The sequence below is a fragment of the Nocardioides gilvus genome, from assembly GCF_003194605.1.
Taxonomy (GTDB): domain Bacteria; phylum Actinomycetota; class Actinomycetes; order Propionibacteriales; family Nocardioidaceae; genus Nocardioides; species Nocardioides gilvus.
Map to the genome: position 1 here is coordinate 107,430 of NZ_QHKY01000002.1, position 26,033 is coordinate 133,462.

Below are 26,033 nucleotides of genomic sequence, written 5' to 3' on the forward strand. Positions count from 1 at the left end.
TGGGGTGCGGGTGCGTCTCCTGCCTTCGGTATTGATGGGAGCACGTGGGCGGGCGTAGTTTCGGTTCTGTCGCGTCGCGGACGTCATGCCACGTCCGTCCACTGATGCATGGGGTGACCTCGGGTCGCTCATGGGGGAGCGCGCATGGCCGCACTGAGCATGCAGTTGCTGGGAATGCCGTGCGTGTTGCGTGATGGTGCGCACGTGGGTATTCCCCCCAGCCTCCAGCAGCTGCTGGGCTACCTCTGCCTGGAGCCCGAGAGCCACTGCCACCGGGAACGCGTGGTGGAGGCGCTGTGGCCGGACATGGGACCTGAGGTGGGTCGCCGTCGGCTCAACACGGCGGTGTGGCGGGCCAGAGCCCTCTTCGGCACCGGACGGGACGAGGTGCTGCAGGTCTCGCGATCAGGGACGCTCCGCCTGGACCGTTGCCGGATCGAGGTCGACGTGGTCGAGGCGCTGCTCGGGCTCGGAGAGCAGAACCGGGGCGCCGCTGCCCTCGGCGACCACCGGGCTCTCGACCTGCTGGCCGCGGGCGCCCGCATTGACCCGCAGGACTTCCTCGTCGGCTGCTGTGACGACTGGGCCTGTGATGCACGCAAGCACCTGGAGGTCTCCGTCCTCTCGGCGCTGGAGACTCTGGTCCATGCCTCGACCACTCCGGCGAAGACCATCGCGTGGGGCGAGTTGTTGCTGCGTCGTGATCCGCTGCGCGAAGACATGCACCGGCTCCTGATCCGTCTCTACGCCGAGACCGGTCGACGTCCCGAGGCGCTGCGCCAGTACGAGACCTGCCAACAGGTGTTGCGTCAGGAGCTGGGGGTCGAGCCACTGGTCGAGACAGCGCTCCTCGCCGCAGCAGTGCGCGCCGGAGTCCCTCCGCTGTCCCCGGACGTCCCCGACCCGGCACTGCTGATGCGGGAGTTGAGTGCTGCTCTGGCTGCTTGTCGCACCGCTGCCGACCAGATCGAGCGTGCCATCACGCTCTTCGTACGGGACTGACCGCTCCCGGCCGGTCGGTGATCGAGCGGTGATCGGTGGTGAGTGGGGCGCAATCGCCCGCGCGTAGAACCGGAGCCATGAGTCCACGGCAGTCGCACCGGGCGACTTCGTGACCCGGCGAGAGGTGATCGTGCGTATCCACGTCTGGCTCGAAGAGCGCGAGATCGCAGGCCTGGAACCTGCCTTCCGGGCCACCCTCGAGCTCTCGACGGAGAGCGTTGCGACGCCGGCCTCGACCGGGTGCGGATCTCCGGAAGAGTTGCACACTGCGCTCGACCGCCTGCTCGCGGAAGCCGGAATGGTCGCGGAGCGGTCGAGCTGATGGCCACCTACCGCGCCGTGGAGGCGGCGAGCGCAGCTGTCGTAGGGCTGCTCGACGACACCTTCGACGAGACCGACTTCGCCGAGGAGATCGAGTTCGAGGTGATCGACGGAGGGGACTTCGCGTCGGGTCTGCCCTCCGGGGCAGGCATTTTCGCCTACCGGATCGAGATCAACGGCACCCGCCGCCATCCCAGCGGACGGATCGACCCCACCGGGCAGCGTGAGCTCTCGAAACTCCCTGTCGACGTGCACCTCCTGGTCGTGGTCTCGGTGGCGGATGCCCGGACCAAGCTGGCCCTCACCGGATGGATCATGCGCACCCTGGAGGACCACCCGGTGCTGCCTTCTGCCCTGCTCAACCGGGACGCGGGTGAGGAGCCGGTCTTCCGACCGGACGAGACCGTCGAAGTGGCAGCCGACCACGTGACCCATGAGGAATTGCTGCACCTGTGGGAGGTACTGGGCGCTGCCAAGTTCGACGTCGTCCTGCTGACCTACGTCCTGCGCAACGTGCTCATCGAGTCCAACCGCAGCATCAGCGAGGCCGCCGAGGTCCAGGAGCGGCTGACCCGCTTCGGCCACCTGGAGGCGGTGACCCGATGACTGAACAAGCCCTCACCGCACGACCCGACGAGGTCCTCCTCGACGACGGTCGACGGGTCGACGTCGTGGAGGAGGTGGTGCGCAGCGCTCCGCTCGGGTTGCGCTTCTGGGATCCCGCCACGGACCGGCCGGTCGTCGAGGGACTCCTGGTGCAGGCCCAGCCAGAGGCTGGCGGGCCGATCAGCACCGCGCGACCGTCGAGCTCGGGCGTGCACGGGTTCGGGGCGCTGCCGACCACCCGCGACGCCGAGCACGGCTCGGTCGTCGACTTCGGTGCCCCTGTGCCCTACCGCGTCCTGGTCATCGACACCCGGCATCGGTTCGTGACGATGTCGCTGACCACGCAGGCCCCGGTGGCGGGGGTCCAGCCGGTGTCGAGCGCAGTGCCGGGCCACCCCCTCTTCTCGTCGGCCCTGCGTCCGGTCCCGGCCGGACAGATCGCCGTACGCCTCGACCTGCGCGACGAGAGCCGGCCGCTGGTGGGGTCACCCGACACCTATGCGCCCGCGGCGCACGCCCTGGTCGTCCTCACCCTCGAGGGAGCCCCTCGCTACGCGGTGGCCGACGCCACGGGCCGTGCACTGGTCCTCGCCCCCGCGCCCGTCTTCGCCTCCCCGAGTGGTGGGAGCGGGCCGATCGACCCGCAGGACCAGGCGTGGCCTGCCGTCGTCGAGGTGAGGTACGAGGCGCTCACCGCCACCGGCTTTCCCGGTGTCCCTGACTTCTCCGACATCGCGGGACAAGCGGTGTCGGGGGCGAAATACGAATCCGTCACGTCCACGTCGCACGCCGTGGACATCGAGTACGGCGAGGCGCTGGTGGTTCGCAGTCCTGGCCGATCTGACCTGCTGGTGACACCAGCCTGATCCAAGGAGCACCATGCCCGAGTACCTCGCCCCCGGAGTCTTCGTCGAGGAGACCTCCTTCCGACAGAAGACCATTGAAGGGGTCGGCACGAGCACCGCCGCCTTCATCGGCCCCACCCGCTTCGGTCCGGTCGACGGTGTCCCCGAACTGCTCACCAGTTTCGGCGACTTCGAACGCATCTACGCCGGGATCGATCGCCTTGACCTGGGTGCCCCGGTCGACAACTACGTGGCCCACGGGGTCCGCGCCTTCTTCGAGAACGGAGGTCGTCGCTGCTACGTCACCCGGGTGCGGCACAGCAGCCAGGCCGACGACGCCGGGCACGCGACGACGACCGTACCGACGGCGGCCGGACCGGCTGAGCGCCGCCTGGTGTTCACCGCTCGTCATCCCGGCCGGGCGGGCAACTTCCAGGTCCGACTCACCCTGCGGCTGGGGGCCAACATCCTCGACCGCAGTGGTGTGGTCACCGGTCTGCGAGGGGCGCTGGAGCACCAGGTGGTCTGGTTGGACCGGGTCGACGACGGCGGCACCGTGAGGACCGGCCAGTTCGCCCAGCTCGACGAGGTCTTCGACGAGACGCGGGGCGAGTGGACCTTCGACCTGCTCAACGCGGCTGCCTCCGGAGGCGGCTTCGGCGACGTCTCCGCCCTGGGTGGTGACACCACCCAGGTCCGGGTGCTGAGTGTTGACGTGGAGGTCGGGAGGCTGGGCGAGTTCCTGGACCCGGTGTTCCGGGGTGGTCTGGGGCTGGCCCCGCAGGACCGCCACTCCCTGCAGCACGTCTTCGCCCCCACGGACCGGGCCGACAGATCCACCGAGCTCTCGGTGCCGCTGGTCGTGACCACCGAGAACATCCCCGACGGTCCGGCGTTGGCCGACCTGTTGGTGACCGAGTCCGGTGCTGCCGCTGGACTCACCGGCACCGGGGTGGTGCTCTCCCTGGTCGGCGCGCGGGGCGGGACGTTCGCCCTCCGGGTGGGGACTGCTGCGGCCCAGGACGTGGATTTCGACGCCACCGATGCCGACGTACTCGGCGCTCTGCCGGCGGGCTCGAGAGTGAGCGGTCCGGCCGGGGGACCTTGGGTGATCGCCCTCTCCACCGATGACGCCGTGACGGTTGACCCCACGAACCTGTCCGGTCGGGGCACGGTCGACATCCATGAGGGCACCGTCTGGACGGTGACGCCGAACGGCCAGAACTTTCGCCTGACCGTCAACGGTCACACCACCGGCCAGTTGCGTTTCAACACCGGGGCCGACGACGTGGATGACGCGCTCGAGGAGATCCTGGGGGTCGGGCAGGCTAGGGTGACCAGGTCAACGGGGCCCCTGCGCTTCGAGATCACGCTCTTCGGTGGTCACGGGGTACCGATGGCGGCGGCACCTCCCGCGGTGACGGTGTCTCCGGAGCAACCGGTGACGGAGGTGGGCGTCACCGGTGACGAAGGCACCTTCACCTTCGTCGCCGGCGGTCTTGCCTCGGTCCCGATCGATCCGACGGTGCCCGCCGACGTGATCGCCGCCCTGCAGGCCAGCCTCGGCACCACCGAAACCCCCGTCGAGATGGACGGCGCCTACCTGGCGGTCCTCACCACCCCACCGGGGCCGACCACCCTGACCGCTGACACCACGCTGCTGGCCGCCTCCACCGGCGCGGCCACAGCGACGGTGGTCCCGGTCTCCGACCCACTCACCAACCCCGGTGCCACTGCCTCGGTGCAGGCGCGACTGAGCGGGGGCACTGACGGTCCGTGGCCTGACGGCGACGGATACGCCGGGGACGACGGTCTGCGGAAGTCGGGACTCGAGGCACTGGGCGACCTGCCGGACGTCTCGATCGTGGCGGCTCCCGGCTCCACCCACGACTACGCGCTCGACCGTACGGGCGTCATCAACCGGGTGGGCCTGGTGATCCGGCACTGCGAACGGATGCGCTACCGGATCGCGGTGATCGACGCACCCCCCGACCAGTTGCCCAGCCAGATGGTCGAGTTCAGGGGTGAGTTCGACTCCACCCACGCCGCTCTCTACTACCCGTGGATCACGGCGTACGACGCAGTCACCCGCAGCGACGTGGACCAGCCGCCGAGCGGTTTCGTCGCCGGGATCTACGCCCGCAACGACACCGTGCGAGGCGTGCACAAGGCTCCGGCCAACGAGACCATCGCGCTGTCCGTCGGCTTCGAGACCCACGTCAACACCGCTCAGCAGGAGTTGCTCAATCCCTTGGGCATCAACTGCCTGCGTCACCTGGACCAACGCGGTCGACGCGTCTGGGGTGCGCGCACGATGACCTCGGACCCCGAGTGGAAGTACGTCAACCTGCGCCGCTACTTCGCGTTCCTGGAGGCCTCGATCGACCGCGGCACCCAGTGGGCCGTCTTCGAGCCCAACGGTGAACTGCTCTGGGACAACGTCCGGCGCACCGTGGAGGACTTCCTGCTCAACGAGTTCGCCAGCGGGCACCTGCTGGGCTCCACGCCCGAGGAGTCGTTCTTCGTGCGCTGCGACCGCTCCACCATGACCCAGAACGACCTCGACAACGGTCGCCTGGTCTGCCTCATCGGCGTCGCGCCGTTGCGGCCGGCCGAGTTCGTCGTCTTCCGTATCGGCCAGAAGACGCTCGACGTCGTGGCCTGAGCCCACCCGCACACAGACAGGAGCACCGCAGATGGCCACCGAACGCGATCGCCCGTACAGCCAGTTCAACTTCCTGGTCGACATCACCGACATCAATGACGCCCAGCAGGACTCGGGCGGGTTCCAGGAGGTCAGCGGACTGGGGGTCGAGATCACTGCAGCCGAGTACCGCAACGGCAACTACTCGTTCAACAACGTCACCAAGGTCATGGGTCTGTCCAAGGTCCCCGACATCACGCTCAAGCGCGGCGTGATCGGCAACCTGGCGCTCTTCGAATGGATCAAGGCGGTGCAGGCCGGGGAGCAGGAGCAGTTGAAGACGGTCACCGTCACCCTCCTGGCCGAGGACCGCACGACCCAGGCCCAGGTGTGGCAGCTCTCCAACGCACGCCCGTTGAAGTACACCGGCCCCACCCTCAGTGGAGCCGGCGGTGAGGTCGCGGTCGAGGAGCTGGTCCTGGCCTGCGAACGGATCGAGCAGAAGTGAATCTCGACCTGGCGGCGTCGGCCGGATCCGCGCGCTGGCCCGGCCTCTCCTTCGAGGCCTCGCCAGCGGGCCGTCCGTCCGTGCTGCCACGTCTCGACGTCACCGGCTTCGTCGGGTATGCCGAGGCCGGTCCGCTCGACGTCCCCGTGCTGGTCCACGACGTGGCCAGCTTCCAGGACACCTTCGGTGCCGACGTGGTCCTGGCTGAAGGCCTGGCTCGTCCACCGGCAGCACCGGCCCGGGACCGGGACCGGCGCGTCACCTCATTGCTGGGACCGACCGTACGGGCCTTCTTCGACAACGGGGGACGCGCGTGCTGGGTCGTCAGGGTCGCCCAGGACGCCTCGACTGCCCGGTTCGTCGTCCCCGGTGTCGTCGCTCGGGGCGGGGTGGGGGATCCGCACGGATGGCGTGCGGTGGTGTTTCCGGCTCGCTCGCCGGGTGCCTTCGCCGACGACCAGGCGGTCACCGCGCGGGTGACCCGAAACCCGTTGGTGACACTGCCCGGGTCGCTGGACCTGCGCGGCTGGGTGGACGGACGCGTGGTGGTTCCCGCCTCAGCAGTCGTGGGGCCGGGTGACCTCCTGGAAGTGGTCCTGACCACGGGCCGCACCCTCTGGGTGGGCGTACGCACGGAGCATGCCGACGCGGCCGGCCAGCGCACGCTGACCTGGCGTCCGGACGACGAGACGTGGCTCGACCCGGTGCGCGACACCGCACGCACGGGGATCTTCTCCGCGCAGGTCAACGGACCTGGAGGCGATCGCACGGTGCCGGTCGACTCCTACGAGGTCGACGCCGACGGCGCGACTCGACTCACCGTCCCGCTGGCCCCCGAGATCGCCCCCACCACCGGTGACGTCCTCCATCTGGAGGACGGGCTCGGAGCCCCGATCCTGCTGAGCGTCCATGCCCCCGCCCACGGGGTCCCGGCCGTCGGTGCGGCCCGGTCCGTCGTCAGCGGCTGGCCAGCCTGGCGGTTGTTGGACCCCGGTGTCGGGCGAGGCGGACCCCACACCCTGGCCCGCGTCAGCGTCGTCGAGCTCGGCCTGGCCACCCGTCGTGGTGACGCGGCACTGGGTGCCGTCGACGGACTCGGCTTCACCGATGCCCACCCCCGTTGGGTGGGTCACCTGCCCTCGGACCACAGCCTGCACGTGCGTCGCTACCGCAGGAGCGCGGGCGGCGGCCGGGACGAACCGACCGGCCCGCTGGACGAGCTGGTCCGTCATCCCCGCTTCTCGGCCGCGGCCGACGGTGACACCCCCACCACCTGCCTTCCCCTGGGGCTCGGTGTGGTCCACGGCTCCGCCGGCGTGCGGACCGCGCTGGTGGGCGCCGAAGGGCCGCGGGCACGCAATGGGGTCGCGCGCCGCGACCCGGACGCCTTTCTCGACCCGGCCCTCGCGGACCGGGGGGCCGAGACACTGCTGGAGGCCGCTCGCCGTCGCTTCTTCGTCGACGGGCTCGAACTGCGTGGCATCCACGCGCTGCTGCCGCTCGAGGAGGTGGCCGTGCTGGCCGTCCCCGACGCCCTGCACGGGGAGTGGGAGCAGGAGAGCCCCACCGCGTCCCAGGCCGTGGGCGCGCCGCGGCTGACCTTCCTGCCTGAGACCACGGGGGAGAGCGGGCACCTGGTCTGGGACGACCCCTTCGCCTCCCTCGATGCGGCCGAGCCAGCTGACTCCTTCGTGCTCGAACGATGCGAGCGGGCCGACTTCGGCTCCGGGGTCGAGACCGTGCTGCTGGGGGCCGACCCGCTCACCCGTCCGGTCGAGCAGGGGCGGTGCGGACGCTGGTTCCACCGGGTGCGCGCGCAGCGTCGAGGCCTGACCTCGCCGTGGTCCGCAACCGTCGACGTCCCGGCTGCCCGAGCACCCTTCGACGAGTGCGATGCCGAGGTGTTCGACGCACCCCATGCCGTCCTCGCGGACCTCCTGGTGACCTGGACCGGCGCGGATGCTCCCTTCGAGATCGAGGTCAGCAGCGACCCGGTGTTCTCCTCGGGCACGCTCACCCACCCGGTCGCGGTGCGACAGTTCCTGGTGCCGCGGCCGCTGGGCGCCACCACGTACGTCCGGGTGCGGTCGGTCGCTGGGCCCATTCCCGGGGCCTGGTCCAACACGGTCATCGTGAGCGCTGTGCCCGCTCGTCGGTGGCTGCTCCACGAGCCCGACGGCCAGGACCCGGAGGCGACGCTCTCACCGGCCGGGCTGGCAGTGCATCGCGCGCTGGTCGTCCTGGCTGCGGCCCGACGCGACCTCACGCTGCTCCTCTCCTTCCCGCGCTGGTACGGACTCGGGACGATGGAGCGGCATCTCGGTCTGCTGTCAGCCGCCCCGGGGGCCGGGACGGACTGGGCACAGTTCCACCACCCCTGGACCCTCACCTCAGGCGAGGACGGTGTGCGTACGCTGCCGGCCGACGGGGCCGTCGCCGGACAGATGGCGCGCGGTGCGCTGCTGCGCGGGCCCTGGATCGCGACCGCAGGAGTTCCCCTGGTCGGTGCGGTCGGGGTCGACGAGATTCGCGGCGGCACGGAGCCGGGTGCCCTGCGGGCCGCCGGGATCAACCCACTCACGGTCTCCCGCGTCGGTGCCCCCGGGCTGCGTGGTGCGGGCGTGCGGGCGTGGGGTGTCGACACGCTCGCTGCCGATCCGGGCGTACGTCCGGTGACCGTACGACGACTGCTGATCCTGCTGCGGCGTCTAGCGCTGCGCGAGGGGCGGGAGCTGGTCTTCGAGCCGAACGGACCGGACCTGCGTCGACTCACCCGGACCCGCTTCGAGTCGGCGTTGGGGGAGATGTTCCGGCTCGGCGCGCTGGCAGGCACTCGGCCCGACCAAGCCTACCGAGTGCTCTGCGACACCGGACTCAACCCGCAGCGGGTCAGCGACGCCGGGCTCCTGGTGGTCGAGCTCCAGGTCGCACCGTCCTTTCCCCTGGAGTTCCTGGTGGTCCGCCTCGTGCAGTCCGACGACGGCGGCTTCCGACTCTCGGAGGTGGCCTGATGGGGATCTTCACCGCCTTCAACTTCTCGGTGCTGATCACGCTCGAGGGGGAGAGCGCCCCCCTCTGCGAAGGAGGGTTTTCCGCCTGCGACGGGTTGGAGGTCACGCTCGCCAACAAGACGATCCGCGCCGGTGGGGACAACGGTCGGATGATCCATCTGGGCGGGATCGTCAACAACGGCACGCTCACCCTCAAGCGCGGAATGACGAGCTCGTTCGACCTCTGGGACTGGTTCGAACGGGTCACGCTCGACGAGGAGCGGGGTCTGCGGGCCACCTGCCAGGTGGTCTCCCTGGCAGCCGACCGCAGGAGCGAGCAGGCGACCTTCGTGCTCGAACGCTGCCTCCCCACCAAGCTGAAGGTGCCGGCCCTCGACGCCGCCACCGGACAACTCGCCGTCGAGGAGTTGCAGGTCGCCTACGAGACGATCCGCCTCCGCAAGCCACAGGAGGCCTCCCGTGACTGACCAGACACCGCTCGCGGTGGCCGAGCTGATCGAGATCGATCTCGGTACCGAGCACCAGGACGCCCAACCCACCTCGGGTGGCAGGACGGTCAAGGTCCAGTTCAACCCGGAGTCGCTGAAACTGACCGCAGCCAACACGGTGGCGAGGACAGAGGCGGCCGGGACTGCTGCCATGCAGTACGTCGGCGCCAGCTCGACGAAGTTGGATCTGGAACTCTGGTTCGACGCGACCGTTGACCCCCAGGGCCGCGACCTGCGGACGCTGACCGAGGGTGTCCATCACTTCATCACTCCCCAGAAGTCGGACGGCGCTCCGGCTGAGTTCAAGGTGCCCGGCGTGCGCCTCCAGTGGGGCGCGTTCACCTTCGACGGCGTGATGACCACCCTCAACGAGACACTGGACCTGTTCAGTCACGACGGGCGCCCGCTGCGATCGAGGATCGCGCTGAGCTTCTCCGCGCAGGAGATCCGCTTCCGCATCGAGGGGATGGCGAACAGCGGTGGCTCCGGCGGTGGCGCCACCCCCGGGGTGACGCCCCAGACCCCATTGGCCCAGGGGACGTCGGTCCAGCAGGCGGTGACCGCCCCCGGAGCGACCTCGGCCGCGTGGAAGAGCGTGGCAGCGGCCAACGGCATCGAGAACCCCCGCTTCCCCGAGACCGATGCCCTGATCGGTGCCACGGCCGGTGCCGGTGCCGGCCTCCAGCGCCCGAGGAGGAGTTGAGATGCCTGTCGTCGTGGGAGAACTCGAGGTGGTCGCCGCCCCGCCTCCGGGCGAACCCGCCTCCTCCGCCGCCAGTCCACCTCCCGGGCTGCGCGCTGCGGACGTGGTCCGGATCCAGGCGCGCGAGGACCAGCGCCGAGCCCGCAGGGCGGCGGACTGATGACCGTCGTCCCGGCCCTGCAGGCCGCTACTCCCCTCGTCGCGGTGGCCGGGGAGGGCAGCGGGGTGCTCAGCGCCTCGCTGGAGCAGCTGACGGTGAGCGAGTCGACCGAGGGAATGGTCACCTGCGAGGCCAGGTTCAACAACGTCTCCGCCGCGGGGTCTGACCCCGGGTTCCTCTTCTTCGACCGTGAGCTCCTCGACTTCGGTGCCGAGGTCAGGATTGACGCGGGCGCCGGTGAGCGCGAAGGCACCCTCTTCACCGGGCGGATCACCGGACTGCGAGCCGAGTTCGCCCAGCAGGGGGGCGGCCAACTCACGATGCTGGCCGAGGACGCGCTGCAGGACCTGCGGATGACGCGGCGTACCCGGGCGTTCGAGGAGATGAGTGATGCCTCGGTCTTCGAGCAGATCGCTGCCGACCACGGGCTCGGTGCCGAGGTGGACCTGCCCGGCCCCGTCCATCGTGTCGTGGCCCAGGTAGACCAGAGCGACCTGGCCCTGCTCCGTGGCCGTGCCCGGCCGGTCGGGGCCGAGGTCTGGCTTGGTGACCGCACCCTGCACGTGGCCCGGCGCAGTAGTCGGCGCGGCCAACCGGTCGTGCTCAGCAACCGGCAGAACCTGCGCGAGGCCAGCCTGGTCGCTGACCTGGCGGGGCAGCGTACGTCCTTCGCCGTCAGCGGGTGGGACCCCTCGACCAAGGAGTCCATCGACGTACGCACCGAGGTCGCCGCCCTGGCCTCTGAACGGGTCGGGGGCGGCACCGCCGGTGCGGAACTCCTGGAGCAGTCGTTCGGCACCCGCGCGGAGAGAATCGTGCACGCCGTGCCGTTGGGTCCGGACGAGGCCCAGCAGATGGCCGACGGTCACTTCCTGGCGATGGCCCGGCGGTTCGTCACCGGCGAGGTGGTGGCCGACGGCGACGCCCGGATCCGGGTCGGCACCCGCGTCGAGCTGGTCGGTGTGGGGCCCTGGTTCTCCGGGGTCCACGACGTCGTCGCGACCCAGCACCTGTTCGACCTCGAGCAGGGCTACCGCACCCTCCTGCACGTCGAGCGCGCGGAGTTGATGTTGTGATGACGCTGACCAGACCCGAGCAACGGCTCGGCCTGCACGACGACTCGAGATGGTTCGGGGTGTTCGTCGCCCTGGTGGTGGACGTGGTCGACCCCGATGGGCAGGGCCGGGTGCGTGCACAGTTTCCGTGGGCCCCGGACACCGACGGGGTGCCCCTCGAGGCGTGGTGCCGGCTGGTGGTGCCGATGGCCGGTGGTGGGCGCGGGACCTGGTGGGTCCCGGATGTCGATGACGAGGTCGCGGTCAGCTTCGAGGCCGGCGACCCGCGGCGCCCCTTCGTGGTGGGCTCGCTGTGGAACGGGGTCGACGACCCGCCCGAGTCGATGGACGGTGGGGGAGCCAACAACATCCGCGCGATCCATTCGCGTTCGGGGATCCGGGTCGTCATGGACGACACCGACGGGGCGGTCGCCTTCACGATCGACACCCCGGCGGGGCACTCCATCGAGATGCTCGACAGCGGCACGACGCTCACCGTGGCCGATCCCAACGGCAACCGGGTCGAGCTGGCCCCCGGTGGGATCACGGTGGAGACCAGCGCCAAACTGACCGTCAGCGCGAGCACGGTCGAGGTCACGGCCGGCACCGTGACCGTCAATGCAGGGATGTCCAGGTTCAGCGGTGTGGTCCAGGCGGACACCCTCATCGCGAACACCGTGGTGGGGACCAGCTACACCCCCGGCGCCGGGAACATCTGGTGAGCCCGGCTCGCGCCCCGCAGGCCCCCGGGCCGGGCGAACGCGTGGTGTGGCGCAGTCCCCGGGTGCTCGGTCAGGGCGAGACACCGCGACTGCTCGCCTTCCGGTCCGATGACTTCATGGTGGAGCTGGAGACCTCGTTGGCCACCTCGCCGGCCGCCGTGGCGGCCCGGATCGCTGGCCCTGAGCACTGGTCCGACACCCAACCACCCCTGCACGCGGTGCCGGCCCGACCCAAGAGCCCCACTCCGGTCGGTCTCAAACTCTTTCAACCGGCCCACCAGCGCTACTACCTGGTGAGTGCCCACCTCTGCTGCCGGCGATTCGGCTTCCCCGACCGTCGCCTGTCGCCCAGCGAGTCGGTCGGCTTCGTGCTGCGCCGCGTCGAGCCCAGCGGCAGCGCAGCGGTCGACGTCCTCGACCCCACCTCGTTCGACGAGTTCGCGTGGACCCCTGAGGGCAGCGCCGGTTCCTGGCAGCCGGTGGCCCAGCGTCATGCCCTCGGTGAAGGAGAGGAGCTGCTGCCCCTGGTGCCGACGGTGCACACCCACGACGCGCGCCGCTCCCGGTTGCTGACCGGTCTCGTACCGGTCGGGGCGCGGGAGCGGTACGAGGCACGTGGGCGCGCGGTGGTCGCCCAGACGACCACCACCGGTGACCTCCTGGCCAATCCGCACAGGGCGCTGCTGGAGGGGACGGTGATCGAGGCGTTCCGGCAGGTCGGCGTCTTCGCCGCGGGTCCGGTGGTCACCGATGACGACCTGGAGGAGATGTTCCTCTGGGCGTTGATCGACCTGGTCGACTTCGTCAGCGAGGTCGTGCACGGCAGCCCCGCCACCATGGCTGACACCCACCTCGACGTCCAGGCGCGCGCCACCCCCGCACTGACCTGGGCCACGATCGTGAAGCGGGTGGCCGCCGAGCGCGCAGCCCTGCAGGACGGAGACCCGCCCTCGGACGAGTTGGCCAGTGACCTCGAGTCGGTGCGTGACCTCGACGTCGCGACGCTCATCACCCGGCTCATCAGCTACCGCGGCACAGTGCCGGCGCCGCCGACGCCTCCCGCAGCACCGACCGGGGACCCCGACCCGGTGCGCGGACTGGAGTACGTGGCGCGCTGCGTCTATCGGCGACTCGACTGCCCGACCCCGCGCCCGGAATGGGTCAGCCCGCCGACCGTGCCGTTCCGTTTCGCCTCGTTCTTCGACCCGGACGCCCCGGCCCGACCGGTCCAGATCTCGCTGCCCTTCGACACCTCCCCGGCCGGGCTGCGGTCCTTCCCGCGCAACGTCTCGGTGGTCATCTCGAAGCAGTTGCGGGCCCAGATCCAGCAGGTCAGGGGGCTCGACGACATCGGCGGCAAACCGACCTTCGATCTCGGGATGGTGTGCCAGTTGTCGATCCCGATCATCACCATCTGTGCCCTGATCCTGCTGATGGTCGTCGTCTCGCTGCTCAACATCGTCTTCTTCTGGGTGCCGTTCTTCAAGATCTGCCTTCCCAAGCCTGGAGGTGACTGATGGAACTCGCCACCACCTTCGGTCGCGGAGTCGCCTTCCCCGTGGGCCTCTCGGACGGCAGCCGCGTGGCGCTGAGCCAGGGCCCGGACAACATCGCGACCTCACTGCGGATCATCCTGTCCACCGAACCGGGGGAGCGGGTGATGCTTCCGGCCTTCGGTACCGGACTGCGTCGCTACCTCTACGAACCCAACGTTGCGCTCACCCACCACCTGATCGAGGAGGCCGTGCGCAGAGCCGTCCACCGGTGGGAACCTCGCGTACGCCTGGACCAGGTGCAGGTGGGCGCCGACCGGGACGACCCGCGTACGGCGCGGATCGAGGTGCGCTACCGCCTGGTGGCCACCGGAGCTCCCGGGGAGCTCTCGCTCGCCGTGCCCGTCGCGGCCGGCACCGTGGAAGGAGCGCTGCGATGAGTCTGGAGATGCCGTCGATCGACGACCTGGACTACGAGACGCTGATGGCGGAGGCCAAGGCCAGGATCGCGGTGCACAACCCGGACTGGAACAACTGGAACGACGCCGATCCCGGAATCACCCTGCTCCAGCTCTTCGCCTTCATGACCGACAGCCTGCTCTACCGGGCCAATCTGGTCCCTGAACGCAACCGTCGGGCCTTCCTGCGCCTGCTCGGGTTGCGCCAGCGCTCCCCGGTCCCGGCCGAAGGGCTGGTCGCCTTCGACGCGACCAAGGGGCCGTTGGCCGCGCACGTCGTGCCGGGCCGCGCCGAGGTGCGGGCGGGCAACGTGCCGTTCCTCACCGACCGTGCCATCGACGTGCTGCCGGTGAGCGCACTGGCCTGCGCCAAGGTGCCGTCGACGGCCGAGCTGGGCGACTCCGCGCGCTCGGCCTACCTGTCCATGTACGCCGACCTGGACCCCGACGCCGACGACGTGCAGCTCTACGACACCAGGCGTCTCGACGTGCCCGCCGGAGGCGCCCGCTACCGGCCGATCCGGATCGCCGAGTCGGTGGACCGCTCACTGTGGGTCGCGCTGTTGGCGCCGAGACCGACCCTCGTCCAGGCGGTGCGCGACCTGATCGGCGGCAAGGTGCTCTCGATCGGGATCGTGCCCGACGTCGTCGACGCCTCCCGCGTCATGGCGCCAGCCTCGGTCCTGAGGGCGAGTCCCGCCCCGCGCCTGGTGGTGACCACTCCGGCCCCCGGTCCGTTGCCGGTGGACCCGGAGCCACGGATCCCGACCTACCGAGAGCTCGACACCTCCGAGCACGGAGACGTGCTCGTCGAGCCCGGGGTCCTCGACGTGACCCTGCCACCGCCCGACGAGCTGGTGCTGTGGGACGACCTGGAGGGCAGCGAGGAGGGGTTCGGTGACTTCCCACCGCCCCTCGAGCCCGGTGAACGGGCCCGTGTGGTCACTTGGCTGCGCATCACCCGGGCGCTGCCCAGCAGCGGCCCCGGGGGTGCGCTCGGTGCCTCCTTCTCGTGGCTCGGGGTCAATGCCACCACGATGCGGCAGATCGGCCGAGTCGCCGAGGAGCGGCTCCCCGACGGGACCGGGGAGTCGGACCAACGCGTCCACCTCGGACAACGCTCGGTGCTTGCGGAGTCGGTCAGGATCCGGGTCGACGGAGTCGAGTGGCAACGCGTCGACGATCTGCGAAGCGCGCCGGCGGAGACGCATGCGGGCACGGTGGCGGACCGCAGCCCCCACGTCTTCTTCTGCGACTCCGACGGAACAGTGCGCTTCGGCGACGGGCTGCGCGGTGCCCGGCCGCCGAGGGGCGCGCGGATCCGTGCCGAGTACGCCTGGTCTGAGGGAGCCGCAGGCGTGCTGCCTGCCGGTGGGGTCAGGACGGCGCTCGGACTGCCCCCGGGGCTCCAGGTCACCAACCCGGTCGCGACGTGGGGTGGGCAGGACGCGGAGAGCATCGAGGACGCCGAGGCCCGGATGAGTGAGGAGATCCACCACCGCGATCGTCTGGTGACCCGCCAGGACATGCTGGAGATCGTCCGGCGCACTCCGGGTGTCGATCTCGGGCGGGTCGAGATCCTTCCGCTCCTGCACCCGCTACTGGTCGGGGTCGAGTCACCAGGAGTGGTCACCGTCATGGTGATCCCGCGATTCGATCCCGCCCAACCCGACGCACCGCGGCCTGACCAGATGTTCCTCGACCAGGTCTGCTCCCACCTGGAGCCTCGGCGTCTGGTCACCACCGAGTTGCACGTGCTCGGGCCGCAGTATGTCGAGATCGTGCTCTCGATCGGGTTCGACCCGGCTCCGGGACGAGACGTCCCCGACGTGCGCGAACGCATCAAGGCCCGCGTACGCGCCCTGCTCTCACCCGTGGACACCGTGGCGGACGACGACCTGGGTGCCTGGCCCCTGGCCAAGGCCGTGGACCCACTGGAGATCCTCACGGTCGTTGCGCGGGTGGACGGTGTCGCCCGGATCAACGGGGTGCGACTCACCGGTCCGGACGGCGTCACGGTGGTGGGCTCGCTGCCCCTGGGCGGACTGCAGTTGCCCAGGCTGGTCGGCCTCGCCGTGCAACCCGGTGACGCCCCCACCATCGCCACCGGTGCCGACTCCGCACCGCCCACGACCCGGCTGCTTCCGGTGCCGGCGATCCCGGAGGAGTGTTGATGGCTGACGTCAACGGCTCCTCGTTCCACCTACTCCTCACCGAGCAGGACTGGTTCACGCGCGTCGGGGAGAGTGGTACCCCACCCGTCGTCAGCGGCGACCCCGAGCCGGACCTCGAATGGACCCCCACCTGCGGGCTGCGTCTGCGGCGTACCGTGCCCTTCGACCGGACCGAGAGCCTCGTCCGCCTCCAGCCCGATGACCGCCGGGGGAGTGACCGCGACGTCGACGGAGTCTTCTGGCACGTGGGCGAGGACGCCGTGAGTCTGTGGCGCACCGACGAGGGTGATGCCACGAGGTACTGGCCTCCCCGGGCCGCGGTGGGCGCGGAGACCTTCAGCCCCTGTACGCCGAGCATGAGCGTCCCGACACGACTGGGGGCGGTGGTGGCGACCCGGGACCGCTGGCTCGTCGTCGGCCTCCTGGACACCCCGGGCCCCGGACTGCTCCTGCTGGATCTCCTGGGTGGCGGCGACCCGGTGGTGCGCGACTGGTCGGCGTGGGTGCCGGACTTCCGGCCCGTCGAGGCGTGTCGACGCCCTGACGGTGGACTCCTCGTGCTCGACGCCCTGCCCGGACGCGCCGAGCCGACGCGGATCTGGCCGCTGGACTCCCGTGCCGACCCCGAGCTGCTGATCGCGACCGAGGTCGAGGCACCGGTCTTCGATCGCTGTGCCGAACTGCCCCCTGATGAGAGTGAAGAAGGCGACACCGGGAGCGACGAGGTCGAGGAACCAGCCGTGGTCGGCCTCCCCGTGCCGTGGGTGTTGCCCCTGCAACGGGCGGTCTCGGTGGTGGCCCTGGACGATGCCTCCTACCTGGTGCTCGACCTGGCGTCTCGTCAGGTGGTGCGATTCGAGGGCGAAGCCCGTGCCGGGCACCTCGACCTCGACATCGCCCTGGCCGGCAGGCTCACCGACCCCACGGCGGACCCGGCGGTCCGGGGCCACGACATCGCGGTCGTGCGGGACACGGCAGGGCGATCCATCCTCTTCGTCAGCGACGCCGGTGGCGACGAGGTCTTCACCTTCGACGTCGACGACGACTTCGCTCCTCTGGCGGAGCACTTCCCCATGCGGCGCCACCACGGCCGAGGGCTGGTCAGTGACGGGGAGTCGGTCTGGTTCGACACTGCGCGGCGGTGGCACCCGCTGGTCACCCGAGGTCGGTCGCGCCACCGCTCCTGGGGCACGGTGGTGACCTCGGAGTTCGACGGTCATGAACGAGGCTGCCGGTGGCACCGCGTGCTGATCGACGGACGCCTCCCGAGCAGCACGTCGCTGCGGGTCGAGACCCGGGCCGCCGACGACTTCGAGGCCCTGGCCGGGATGCCGTGGCGCCTGGAGCCGACGCCGTACCGGCGACGGGACTCCCGCGACCCCGGTGACTCCAGTGACTTCGGGGACCGTGTTGACCCCGAGGCCCCCGGGACCTGGGAGACGCTCGTCCAGCACACCGACGGACGCTTCTGCCAGTTGCGGGTCACCCTGGAGAGTGCCGGGGGAGCGACCCCGGAGATCGCCGCCCTGCGGCTGGTGGCGCCCCGCTTCTCCTACCTGCACGCGTACCTGCCGCAGGTCTACGCCCAGGAGGACGCGCCCACCCGCTTCCTGGAGCGCTACTTGGCCAACCCCGAGGGACTGCTGAGCGACCTGGAAGGACGGATCGCCGACGTCGACCTCCTCTTCGATGCCCGGACCAGCCCGGCGCGGTACCTCGACTGGCTCAACTCCTGGCTGGGATCGGTCTTCGACTCCGACCTCGACGAGCGTCGGCGGCGACTCTTCCTGACCCACGCCACCCGGCTCTTCGCCCGACGCGGGACCCCCGGCGGTCTGGTGGCCATGCTGCGTCTGGTGTTGGACGAGTGCCCGGAGGCGGCCTTCGACGATGTCGCCGACGACCCGACCTTCATCGTGCGAATTGCCGAGCGGTACCTGAGTCGGTCGGTCACCATTCCGTTGCCCGGAGGGCCCACGGAGACGCGGGTCGAAGGGCCCGACGAAGTCGCGGCCACCGACCGCTGGGTGCCAGGACTGGGCAGCAGCGAGCTGCACCAACGTTTCCGCGAGGCGCTGGTGGCTCGACATGGTCCCGACTGGAGCAGCACGGCGATCGGGGTGCCGGACTGGCTGCGCGGGCGGACACCGGACGAAGTGGAGATCAGCCCCTTGACACCGGTGGCCCCCGACGCGAAGGCCGACTGGGTCCGCTTCCTCGGTGGCCAACTCGGTCTGCGTACGGTCTCGCTGACCGATGCCCACCTGCCGCTGTGGCGTCGGTTCCTGCTGCAACGCCACGAGCGGATCGAACGACTCGTCTCGGCCCACCAGATGGTGCCGGCGCCTTCCTCCTTCGACGCGGTCGGCTGGCCGGATCGTCTGCCGGCCTTCGGCCCGGGACTGGAGGACTGGACCGCGATGGTCTCCCTGGTGGTGCCGATCGCCGAGTCCGCCCACCGCTTCTCGGTGCTGCTGCCCGTCGACCTGGAGACACCCGAGGGCGAGCAGTTGCGCCTCCTCGAACGCGCTCGCCGGGTGGTCGAACAGGAGAAGCCCGCGCACACCGTCTTCGACGTACGCCCTTACTGGGCTGCCTTCCAACTCGGCGACGCCCGTCTCGGGGTCGACACCCGGCTCGGTGCCGGTGCGCGGCGAGCCGCCCTGGTCCTCAACCGCAGCCGCCTGACCCAGGCGGGGCTGGCTCCACCCACCACCCACACCGCGTCCTGCGGATGTGACCACGACTGATGCACCCACGCAGGTGGGAGGAAGGGGAGCGACGATGACCGTCTTCGCGCCGTCGCACGAAATGAGCGAACTCGATCCGGACAAGCGGGTCCGCTACTCGTTGGGCATGATCGTCGGTGACGACGAGCTGCGACAGGACCAGCGTTACCTGATGGCCAGGGACGAACGGCACCAGCGGGCCCTCCACGGGTGGGGGGTCGTCGCCGGGTTGGAGCTCGTGATCGCGGACGAGGCGCACGTGGAGGTGCATCCCGGTGCTGCCCTCGACGCCCAGGGGCGGTGGATCGGCATCGACGTCACCCAGTGCGCCGACCTCCTTCCGTGGCTGGCGGCCCACCGTGAGGAGTTGCCGGCGCTCCCGGCAGACGTCCCCGTCTGGATCACACTCTGCTACGACGAGTGCGCGACCGACCTGATCCCCGTGCCGAGTGGACCGTGCCGGACCCTCGACAACTCGGTCCAGCCCTCCCGGGTCAAGGACTCCTTCCAGCTGGGATTCACCTTGGAGGAGCCTCCGGTGCGTGGGGACCTGGACGAGTTCCCCGAGGCCGGAGTAATGACAGTGCTCCTCGACGAGGACGCCGACCTGGCGACCAAGCGCAGCGCCCTGTCCGACTTCGTCTCCTCCAGGGGCGACCCGGGTGGCTTCGCGAACCCCACGCTCGACGCCCTGGAGCCCGGATGTGTGGTCCTCGGTCGCGTCGACGTGCCCTTGGCTGTCGTCGAGGAGGAGCTGGTCCTGGGCAGCGACGTGGAGGCGTCGTGGCTGACCTTCTCCGACCGGCCCCTGGTGCTCTCGACCCAGTTCATCCAGGAGTGGCTGCTGCGGGTGGAGGGCGGAGGGACTGTCGTCATTCCACCCGACCCGGATCCGTTCTTCACCCTGGACGAACTGACCGACGTCAACGCCCCGACCGCTCGAGAGGGCAACGTGGTGATCGGCACGGTGCGCCCCGACGAGGTCGGGACCGGGATCGGTACCGACGCCCCACCCCCCAACCCACGATGGGAGGAACGCCTGCTCAACCTCGATCTGCTGGCGGACGTGCAGATCCCGGCCAACTTCGGGGCAACTTCCTCGGACATCGGGCTGGTCCTGAAGTTCGACGGTCGGGTGTGGCGCCCCCAGACCGACGACGTGGGCACAGTGACACCGGAGATCCAGCCTCACGTCCGCTGTCGCCCGACGCCGTACGCCATCGTGGCGGGAGGAGTTCTGGACCTGCACCTCAACTCCGACGGGTTCCTCGAAGAGGTCACCCAGCGCACCAGGTACGGGGGGCTCGAGGCCGAGATTCTCGCCCGGGGGCGGGTCGGCAGCCTGCTGCACCTGCGTTTCCACGGCTACCGGGAGACCCGCGAGGCCTTTCGGGAGCTCTTCGGACGACAGTTCGTCGTGAAGCTGACACCGGAGGCCGGGGGTGCCCTGCTGCGGACCCAGGTGGTGCACATGGGTGACGAGGGAGTCGTCGTCTTCGTCGGACAACTCCTCGAGCGCGACGTCGAGGAGTACCGGAACATGGTGGTCGAGCACCTCGGTGACGACGTGCTCGCGATTTCCGCCCTGCACGTCGAGATCTCTGCCTTCGACGACCGCGAGGCCGGCAACGAGACGCTCGACAAGGTCCCCCAACTCACCGAGGACCTGTGATGAGCACGCCCTTGGACCAGATCGACGTGACCGGCGGGATCTCGGTCCCGAACTTCTTCAACGGCCGGATCCTGAGTGCCGAGGACATGCGCCAGTGGCAGGGCGCCGAACGCAGTCACCGGCGCCTGCTCGGCCGGTCGATCGGCCCGGGAGTGGCTGCAGGTCTGCACGTGACTCGACTCAGCGCCACGACCGTCCGGGTGAGCTCCGGGGTGGGGATCAACCGTCTGGGGGAGACGATCGAACTCCCCCTCGACACCGAGGTGCGCCTGGCCGGGACGGCTGCCGTGGCCGAACCGGCGACGTCCTCGGGCCCTGTCTTTGCCGACTGCGGGGGGACCAGTGGTGGCTCCAACGCCTCGAACGCCTTCCTGCTCACAGTGCGTCCCGACAGTGTGGAGGCGGGGTCGGCACCGGCAGATCCCTACCTCACCGGACAGTCCTGTGGACCCGGCCACGTGACCGAGGGCGTGCGATTCCGCCGGATCGGCATCGACCCGACCTACCTGGCCGCGGTGCTGGACCTGTCCGGGACGGCCAACCTGGGTAGCGCCTCAGCCCTCTCTCGCAACATCGTCAGTCACCTCTTCCTGGGGTCCAGACGCTGGGAGATCTTCGGTGACGTGACCACGGCCTCCGGCACCCAGCCCGATCTCGAGGCCGCCCAGGACCTGGTCGGGTTGCAGGGCTGCGAGGTCCCACTCGCGCTGTTCTACCTGCAGGGCGGCACGGTGACCCAGCTCGACGAGTGGTCCGTACGGCGACCCTGTCGTCCCGCCGGTGACGACGCGACCGGACTGGGCGGCTTCGTCTCCTCGATGCGGGCGGCGGCGGGGGAGGCCACCTTCAGACAGTTCCAGGCGCAACTCACCGACCTCCTCGGGGGCAGCTCCAGCGACCCTCCCCGGGCGGGAGTCCACTTCCGTCATCTCCCGGCCGCCGGCATCCTTCCCGGGACAGCGATCGGGTCTCCCGCCACCTTGGCTGCTTTCCGCACCTCGGCGACCCTGCCCTTCTTCCAGGCACTGTCGTCAGTGGCGTGGAGACGCTCGGAGCGCACGATCGACAGCGCCCGGGTCGAGTCGGTGATCCGGGACGGGTGCCGTCATGCTCCGGTGGACCTCGTCAGCACCCGAGGTCTGCCGCTCACCGTGGTGCCGGTCCGGGAGTCGTTGTCGTCCGGCCGCCCCTACGCCGTCTTCGTCTCCGCCACTCACCCCTATCGGGACCGCATCGACCTGGACGGGGTGATCGACCGGATCGCCGCGCTGGAGCCGGAGATCGACGACGAGCCGTACGTGACCGTGGTCAGCCAGGATGTCCGGCCGGTCCGCAGCTTCGACGGACATGCAGTCCGCGTCCAGTTCCGGATCACCACCAACACGGCGGGGGAGTACGTGCTCGATCCGGTGGCCTCCTCGCGGCTGGCCAACCGGGCCGATCCGGAGGCGACCGTGGCCTCCGGTGAGGCGGTCCAGTCCCTGCCCGAGGGGAGCACCGTGGTGGAGGTCAGGTACTTCATCGCCTTGACCGAGACGAACGGCGGCCTCCTCCGGGAGAAGAGGCGTCCGCTCTCCGACGACACGGAGAGAGGCAGGAGTGACGAAGAGTTCGAGGCGTCCGAAGGTGACCAGCCCTCGAAGTCGTTGAAGCTTCCCTACCTCCTGGGTCTCGAGGTCGCCCTGGAGAGCGATCCCGAGGTCAGGGCGCGCGCCAGCGTGGGGTACCGGCCCTCGTGATCGTGGACGATCGTATTGCCCGACTTGCTCTGGTCGACTGGCCCGAGGGGAAGGCCGTGCCCCAGATCCAGGAGTTGCGCCCTCCTGCCCTGGACGACCGCGCCGTGCTCCTGGTCCGCCGGCTCAGTGTGGTCGCCGATCCCGACGACGTGCCCGCAGCCGTGGCAGCGGAGGTGCAGGCGGGTGCTGCGCGGGCCGTACGCCCGATCCGCGGTGGCCTGGCCCTCGAGGCCGAGGCAGTGCTCTTCGACGACGAGAGCCAGATGCTGGCCTGCTACCTGCTGGCTGCCTCGGGTCACACCCTGGAGCACCACTGGTGCTGGCCGCTGCTGCGGACCACTCTGCCGCCTCCTTCGCTGCGCGCGGTGGTGAGTGATCCGAGCACTCCGGTGCTGGGGGTGTTGGCGGCGCTGATCGGCTGGGGTCGGTTGGTCGACGTGGTCGGCGAACTCGACCGAGCGACCCGGTGGCGGGTGCTGACGGCCATCGCCGAGCGCCACGACCTCTGGCTGCGCGAGGTCGCAGCGGTCGACCCGACGACAGGTGACCCAGGGGGTGGGCGAGGTTCGAATGGGTGGTCACCAGAGCAGTCACCCGCCGAGGAGGGGGTCGGCCTCCGCCTCGGGGGAGTGTTGTCCGCGCGGGGCGCCAAGGGCGACCTCGGCGCCGCGTCGACGCGGACGACCTCGCATGACTCCCCGGCGGACTGGGCGCCCTCCGGGCGGAGGGTCGGGTCCGGTGGCCTCCCGGGTTGGCACGTCGGGCGCGAGGGCTCCGCGCGTGCCCTGTGCCACCTGCCTGCCGGGGAGGACTTCCCCACGGGCCTCGCCCGGTTGGTCGCGACACTGCTGGGGCGACGGTCCGGGGTCGGGGACGGTCATCGGACCCTGATTCATCCCGGGGCTCGTGGGCTGGAGGACGTGGCCCAGCGGCTGTCGCCGCACACGGTGCCCGTCGCCCTGAACAGCCCGCGGGACGAAGTGGAGTCCCCTGCCGGGAGAGTGCCCGATTCGCGTACGCCTTCATCGGCGGCGACCGGGCGGGAGACGTACGCACTGGATCACCCTGGTCCTGGAGAGGGCATCGAGCACGGGGTCCGCACCAACCTCGGCGGGGTGCTGTACCTGGTCAACCTCCTACGCCGTTTCGACCTGCTTGAATTCGGCCTCGTCGACGCAGACGCCTGGGACGTGGTCGACGGACTGGCGCGGGCCGCCCTGTCGTGGTCGCAGGGCGAGGGCGGCGCCGCTCCCGATCGGGATGGCCTGACGTGGGACGACCCGATCTGGGACCTGCTCTCTGCCCTGGCCGGTCGCGAGCCCGGTGAGGCTCCCGAGCCCGTCGTCGTCCAGTGCTGTCGCGAGGCACTGAGGGCCCTCCTGCCCGCGTTGGCCTTCGCCGACGACGAGCCGGGGTGGGGGACCTTGTTGGCCGTTCCGGGTCGCGTCACGAGCGACGCGACCCACGTCGAACTCTTCACCGCCTTGACCCAGGTGCACCTGTCGATCCGCAGACGGGCGCTGGACAGCGACCCCGGGTGGGTGCCGGCACTGGGCCGAGTGGTGCTCTTCCACTTCACCGGAGGGCAGCGATGAGTCCCCGTCGGGGCACCACCACCCAGGAGCACGCACGCGCCCTCACCCTGGCGGGGGTCACGGCACTGCTCAACCTGGCCGAGACCACCCTGCCCGGCGGGGTCGACGAGCTCGTTGAACGCCAACCCTTCGTCGCAGGCTACGTCGACGAGCTCGCCCGGGTGCTGCCCGACCCGATCAGCTGGGAAGCAGCCGTGGTTTGGTGGCACCGACATCTCGCCGACCTCGAACGAGCAGCCCCGGCGGCACGACGCGGATCGGTGCCACCGCTCCCGTTGACCCTGGTCCCCGGCCTGGCCGAGGTCCGGGACCGGATCGCCGTGGGGCTGGTGGCGTTGCCCGAGGAGGACGAGCGCTTCACCCAGGTCGTCAGGGAGTTGCAGGGCGTCGCTCCCGCCGAGGGCATGCCCACCGCGGTGGTGGTGGGTGCCCTCGAACGACCGGGCGAGCGCGTCGTGGCGCGCCTGCTGGATCGGCTCACCCGTGACCAGGTGCTCATCGAGGTCCCCGGTGTCGGGCAGGCACGTCGAGTGGCGCCGTCATGGTGGGCGAGCGTCCGCGACGACGAGGCCTGGGCCGACTTCGCCGCGGCGACACCGGCAGGTGATCCGAGCCGACTGAGGCACTGGCACCGATCGCGTCGTGAGGAGCTGGTCCGACTGCTGCGGATGCTGGAGGAGGAGCAACTCGACACCGTGGTGATCCGCCAGGTGCCGGGGGCCGACGGCGCCGCCAGCGTCGCCGCCGCCAGCACCCGGCGTCTGCTCTGGCGTACGCCCGACGAGCTTCTCCGGGGGCCGGGGCTCGTGCTGGCGGCCTCGCTCGACGCGATCCCGGCGGTCTCGCTCAGCCTGGTGGCGGGGGAGGAGATCGACGTGCCGCGCCCACCGGGCTACTCCGGCCCACTGGTCGTCCTCACCGGAGTGGCCGGGGGGCTGCGCACCACGGAGAAGGAACGCTCCGCCTCGCTCACCCTCCACCGAGGCGATGCAGACGAACGACACAGGCTGTGGAAGGCCCTCTTCCCGCGCGCAGGAGACGTCCGCCTCACCGAGCTCGCCGCGGCCTGTGTCGTCCCCGACGGGCACCTGCGCCGCCTCGCGGCAGACGCAACGGTGATCGCACGTCTGGACGGGCGACGGCTCCCGGGCGTGGACGACGTACGAGCGGCCAGTCGTCGGCTCTGCGACCACGTCCTGGAGACCCGCGCGACCCGGATCGACAACGAGGACCTGAGCTGGGACGACGTCGTGACCAGTGCTCCTGTGCGCACGGACCTGGAGATGCTGGAGAGTCGGTGCCGGCTGCGCGAGACCCTGGCCGTCGGTGACCGCGGGGTCGGAGGCGCTGGCGTACGCGCCCTGCTCACCGGTGCCAGTGGGTGCGGCAAGACCCTGGCGGCCAGGACGCTGGCCTCCGTGCTCGGTCGCAGCATCTACCGCGTCGACCTGGCCGCTGTCTTCGACAAGTACGTCGGGGTCACCGAGAAGATCCTCGACGGCCTGCTGACCGAGGCCGAGCAGCTCGACGCGGTCCTGCTGCTGGACGAGGGCGACACCTTCCTGGGCAGCCGCACCGACGTGCGCTCGGCCAACGACCGGTACGCCAACCTCGAGACCAACTTCCTGCTCCAACGCCTGGAGACCTACTCCGGGATCATCGTGGTCACCACCAACTCCCCGGACCGGATCGACACGGCCTTCAACCGCCGGATGGACGCCACGATCCTCTTCGGCAAGCCGCGCGCCGAGGCACGGGCCGAGATCTGGTCACTGCACCTGCCCGACGGCCACCAGGTTGGGCCCGAAGAGGTGGCTCTCATCGGGCAGCGTCACCGCCTCACCGGCGGCCAGATCCGCAATGCCGTCCAGTACGCCCGACTGCTCAGCGCCCGTGACGAGCGGCCGCTCGATGCCCGCACCGTGCGCGATGCGATTGCCGCCGAGTACCGCAAGGCCGGCGCCATGCCGCTCGGCCTCTCCCCGGCGCCGCCCGACTCGGCGGTGGCGCTGGACACGTACGTGCGCTCCGTGGCGGAGGCCGCCCCGCGCCGGGCAGGGAGACGGAAGTGACCACGGACCGGGCGCGCAGCAGGGCCACGTCAGGGT

20 protein-coding genes are annotated in these 26,033 nt (G+C 70.5%); all 20 read left to right on the forward strand.

Annotated elements, in window-relative coordinates; all coding sequences use genetic code 11:
- Positions 1-204: 204 nt before the first annotated feature.
- The 20 genes from DNK52_RS05865 (at position 205) to DNK52_RS05960 (ending at position 25,997) form a co-directional block, all read left to right on the forward strand.
- Positions 205-1,002 carry an AfsR/SARP family transcriptional regulator gene (locus DNK52_RS05865; protein ID WP_162598640.1) on the forward strand — a complete coding sequence of 266 codons (798 nt, stop codon included), beginning with the start codon at positions 205-207 and terminating at the stop codon, positions 1,000-1,002.
- A 130-nt stretch (positions 1,003-1,132) separates the two neighbouring features.
- Positions 1,133-1,324, forward strand: coding sequence for a hypothetical protein (locus DNK52_RS05870; protein ID WP_162598641.1), 192 nt, complete (start codon positions 1,133-1,135; stop codon positions 1,322-1,324).
- Positions 1,324-1,929 carry a Pvc16 family protein gene (locus DNK52_RS05875; RefSeq protein ID WP_110240075.1) on the forward strand — a complete coding sequence of 202 codons (606 nt, stop codon included), beginning with the start codon at positions 1,324-1,326 and terminating at the stop codon, positions 1,927-1,929. Before DNK52_RS05870 ends, DNK52_RS05875 begins: the two co-directional genes overlap by 1 nt.
- Positions 1,926-2,795 (forward strand): hypothetical protein, encoded by an 870-nt coding sequence (locus tag DNK52_RS05880; RefSeq protein ID WP_110240076.1) that lies wholly within the window; start codon positions 1,926-1,928, stop codon positions 2,793-2,795. Before DNK52_RS05875 ends, DNK52_RS05880 begins: the two co-directional genes overlap by 4 nt.
- A 13-nt stretch (positions 2,796-2,808) precedes the next feature.
- Positions 2,809-5,439 carry a phage tail sheath family protein gene (locus DNK52_RS16105; RefSeq protein WP_204163413.1) on the forward strand — a complete coding sequence of 877 codons (2,631 nt, stop codon included), beginning with the start codon at positions 2,809-2,811 and terminating at the stop codon, positions 5,437-5,439.
- Positions 5,440-5,470: 31 nt separating this feature from the next.
- On the forward strand, positions 5,471-5,926 hold the full coding sequence (locus tag DNK52_RS05895; protein ID WP_110240077.1) for a phage tail protein: 456 nt from the start codon (positions 5,471-5,473) through the stop codon (positions 5,924-5,926).
- Positions 5,923-8,937, forward strand: coding sequence for a hypothetical protein (locus tag DNK52_RS05900; protein ID WP_110240078.1), 3,015 nt, complete (start codon positions 5,923-5,925; stop codon positions 8,935-8,937). Before DNK52_RS05895 ends, DNK52_RS05900 begins: the two co-directional genes overlap by 4 nt.
- Positions 8,937-9,404, forward strand: a complete 468-nt coding sequence (locus tag DNK52_RS05905) for a phage tail protein (RefSeq protein WP_110240079.1) — start codon at positions 8,937-8,939, stop codon at positions 9,402-9,404. The genes DNK52_RS05900 and DNK52_RS05905 overlap by 1 nt, the downstream gene beginning before the upstream one ends.
- The gene (locus DNK52_RS05910; RefSeq protein ID WP_110240080.1) at positions 9,397-10,128 is read left to right on the forward strand and encodes a CIS tube protein; all 732 of its coding nucleotides are present in this window, start codon (positions 9,397-9,399) and stop codon (positions 10,126-10,128) included. Before DNK52_RS05905 ends, DNK52_RS05910 begins: the two co-directional genes overlap by 8 nt.
- 1 nt (position 10,129) lies before the next feature.
- Complete coding sequence (locus DNK52_RS15995; RefSeq protein ID WP_162598642.1) at positions 10,130-10,288, forward strand: hypothetical protein; 159 nt, start codon at positions 10,130-10,132, stop codon at positions 10,286-10,288.
- Positions 10,288-11,364, forward strand: coding sequence for a phage late control D family protein (locus tag DNK52_RS05915; RefSeq protein WP_110240081.1), 1,077 nt, complete (start codon positions 10,288-10,290; stop codon positions 11,362-11,364). The genes DNK52_RS15995 and DNK52_RS05915 overlap by 1 nt, the downstream gene beginning before the upstream one ends.
- Positions 11,364-12,065, forward strand: coding sequence for a phage baseplate assembly protein V (locus DNK52_RS05920; protein WP_110240082.1), 702 nt, complete (start codon positions 11,364-11,366; stop codon positions 12,063-12,065). Before DNK52_RS05915 ends, DNK52_RS05920 begins: the two co-directional genes overlap by 1 nt.
- Positions 12,062-13,582 carry a hypothetical protein gene (locus DNK52_RS05925; protein WP_162598643.1) on the forward strand — a complete coding sequence of 507 codons (1,521 nt, stop codon included), beginning with the start codon at positions 12,062-12,064 and terminating at the stop codon, positions 13,580-13,582. Before DNK52_RS05920 ends, DNK52_RS05925 begins: the two co-directional genes overlap by 4 nt.
- A complete protein-coding gene (locus DNK52_RS05930; RefSeq protein ID WP_110240084.1) occupies positions 13,582-13,998 on the forward strand; it encodes a GPW/gp25 family protein in 417 nt (138 codons plus the stop codon). Before DNK52_RS05925 ends, DNK52_RS05930 begins: the two co-directional genes overlap by 1 nt.
- A complete protein-coding gene (locus tag DNK52_RS05935) occupies positions 13,995-16,190 on the forward strand; it encodes a baseplate J/gp47 family protein (RefSeq protein WP_110240085.1) in 2,196 nt (731 codons plus the stop codon). The genes DNK52_RS05930 and DNK52_RS05935 overlap by 4 nt, the downstream gene beginning before the upstream one ends.
- Entirely contained in the window at positions 16,190-18,940 is a 2,751-nt protein-coding gene (locus tag DNK52_RS05940; RefSeq protein WP_110240086.1) for a phage tail protein, read from the forward strand. The genes DNK52_RS05935 and DNK52_RS05940 overlap by 1 nt, the downstream gene beginning before the upstream one ends.
- A 34-nt stretch (positions 18,941-18,974) precedes the next feature.
- Positions 18,975-20,591, forward strand: coding sequence for a hypothetical protein (locus tag DNK52_RS05945; protein WP_110240087.1), 1,617 nt, complete (start codon positions 18,975-18,977; stop codon positions 20,589-20,591).
- Complete coding sequence (locus DNK52_RS05950) at positions 20,591-22,330, forward strand: hypothetical protein (protein WP_110240088.1); 1,740 nt, start codon at positions 20,591-20,593, stop codon at positions 22,328-22,330. Before DNK52_RS05945 ends, DNK52_RS05950 begins: the two co-directional genes overlap by 1 nt.
- 2 nt (positions 22,331-22,332) lie before the next feature.
- On the forward strand, positions 22,333-23,925 hold the full coding sequence (locus DNK52_RS05955; protein WP_162598644.1) for a hypothetical protein: 1,593 nt from the start codon (positions 22,333-22,335) through the stop codon (positions 23,923-23,925).
- Positions 23,922-25,997, forward strand: coding sequence for an ATP-binding protein (locus DNK52_RS05960; protein ID WP_110240090.1), 2,076 nt, complete (start codon positions 23,922-23,924; stop codon positions 25,995-25,997). The genes DNK52_RS05955 and DNK52_RS05960 overlap by 4 nt, the downstream gene beginning before the upstream one ends.
- The last annotated feature ends 36 nt before the right edge of the window (positions 25,998-26,033 follow it).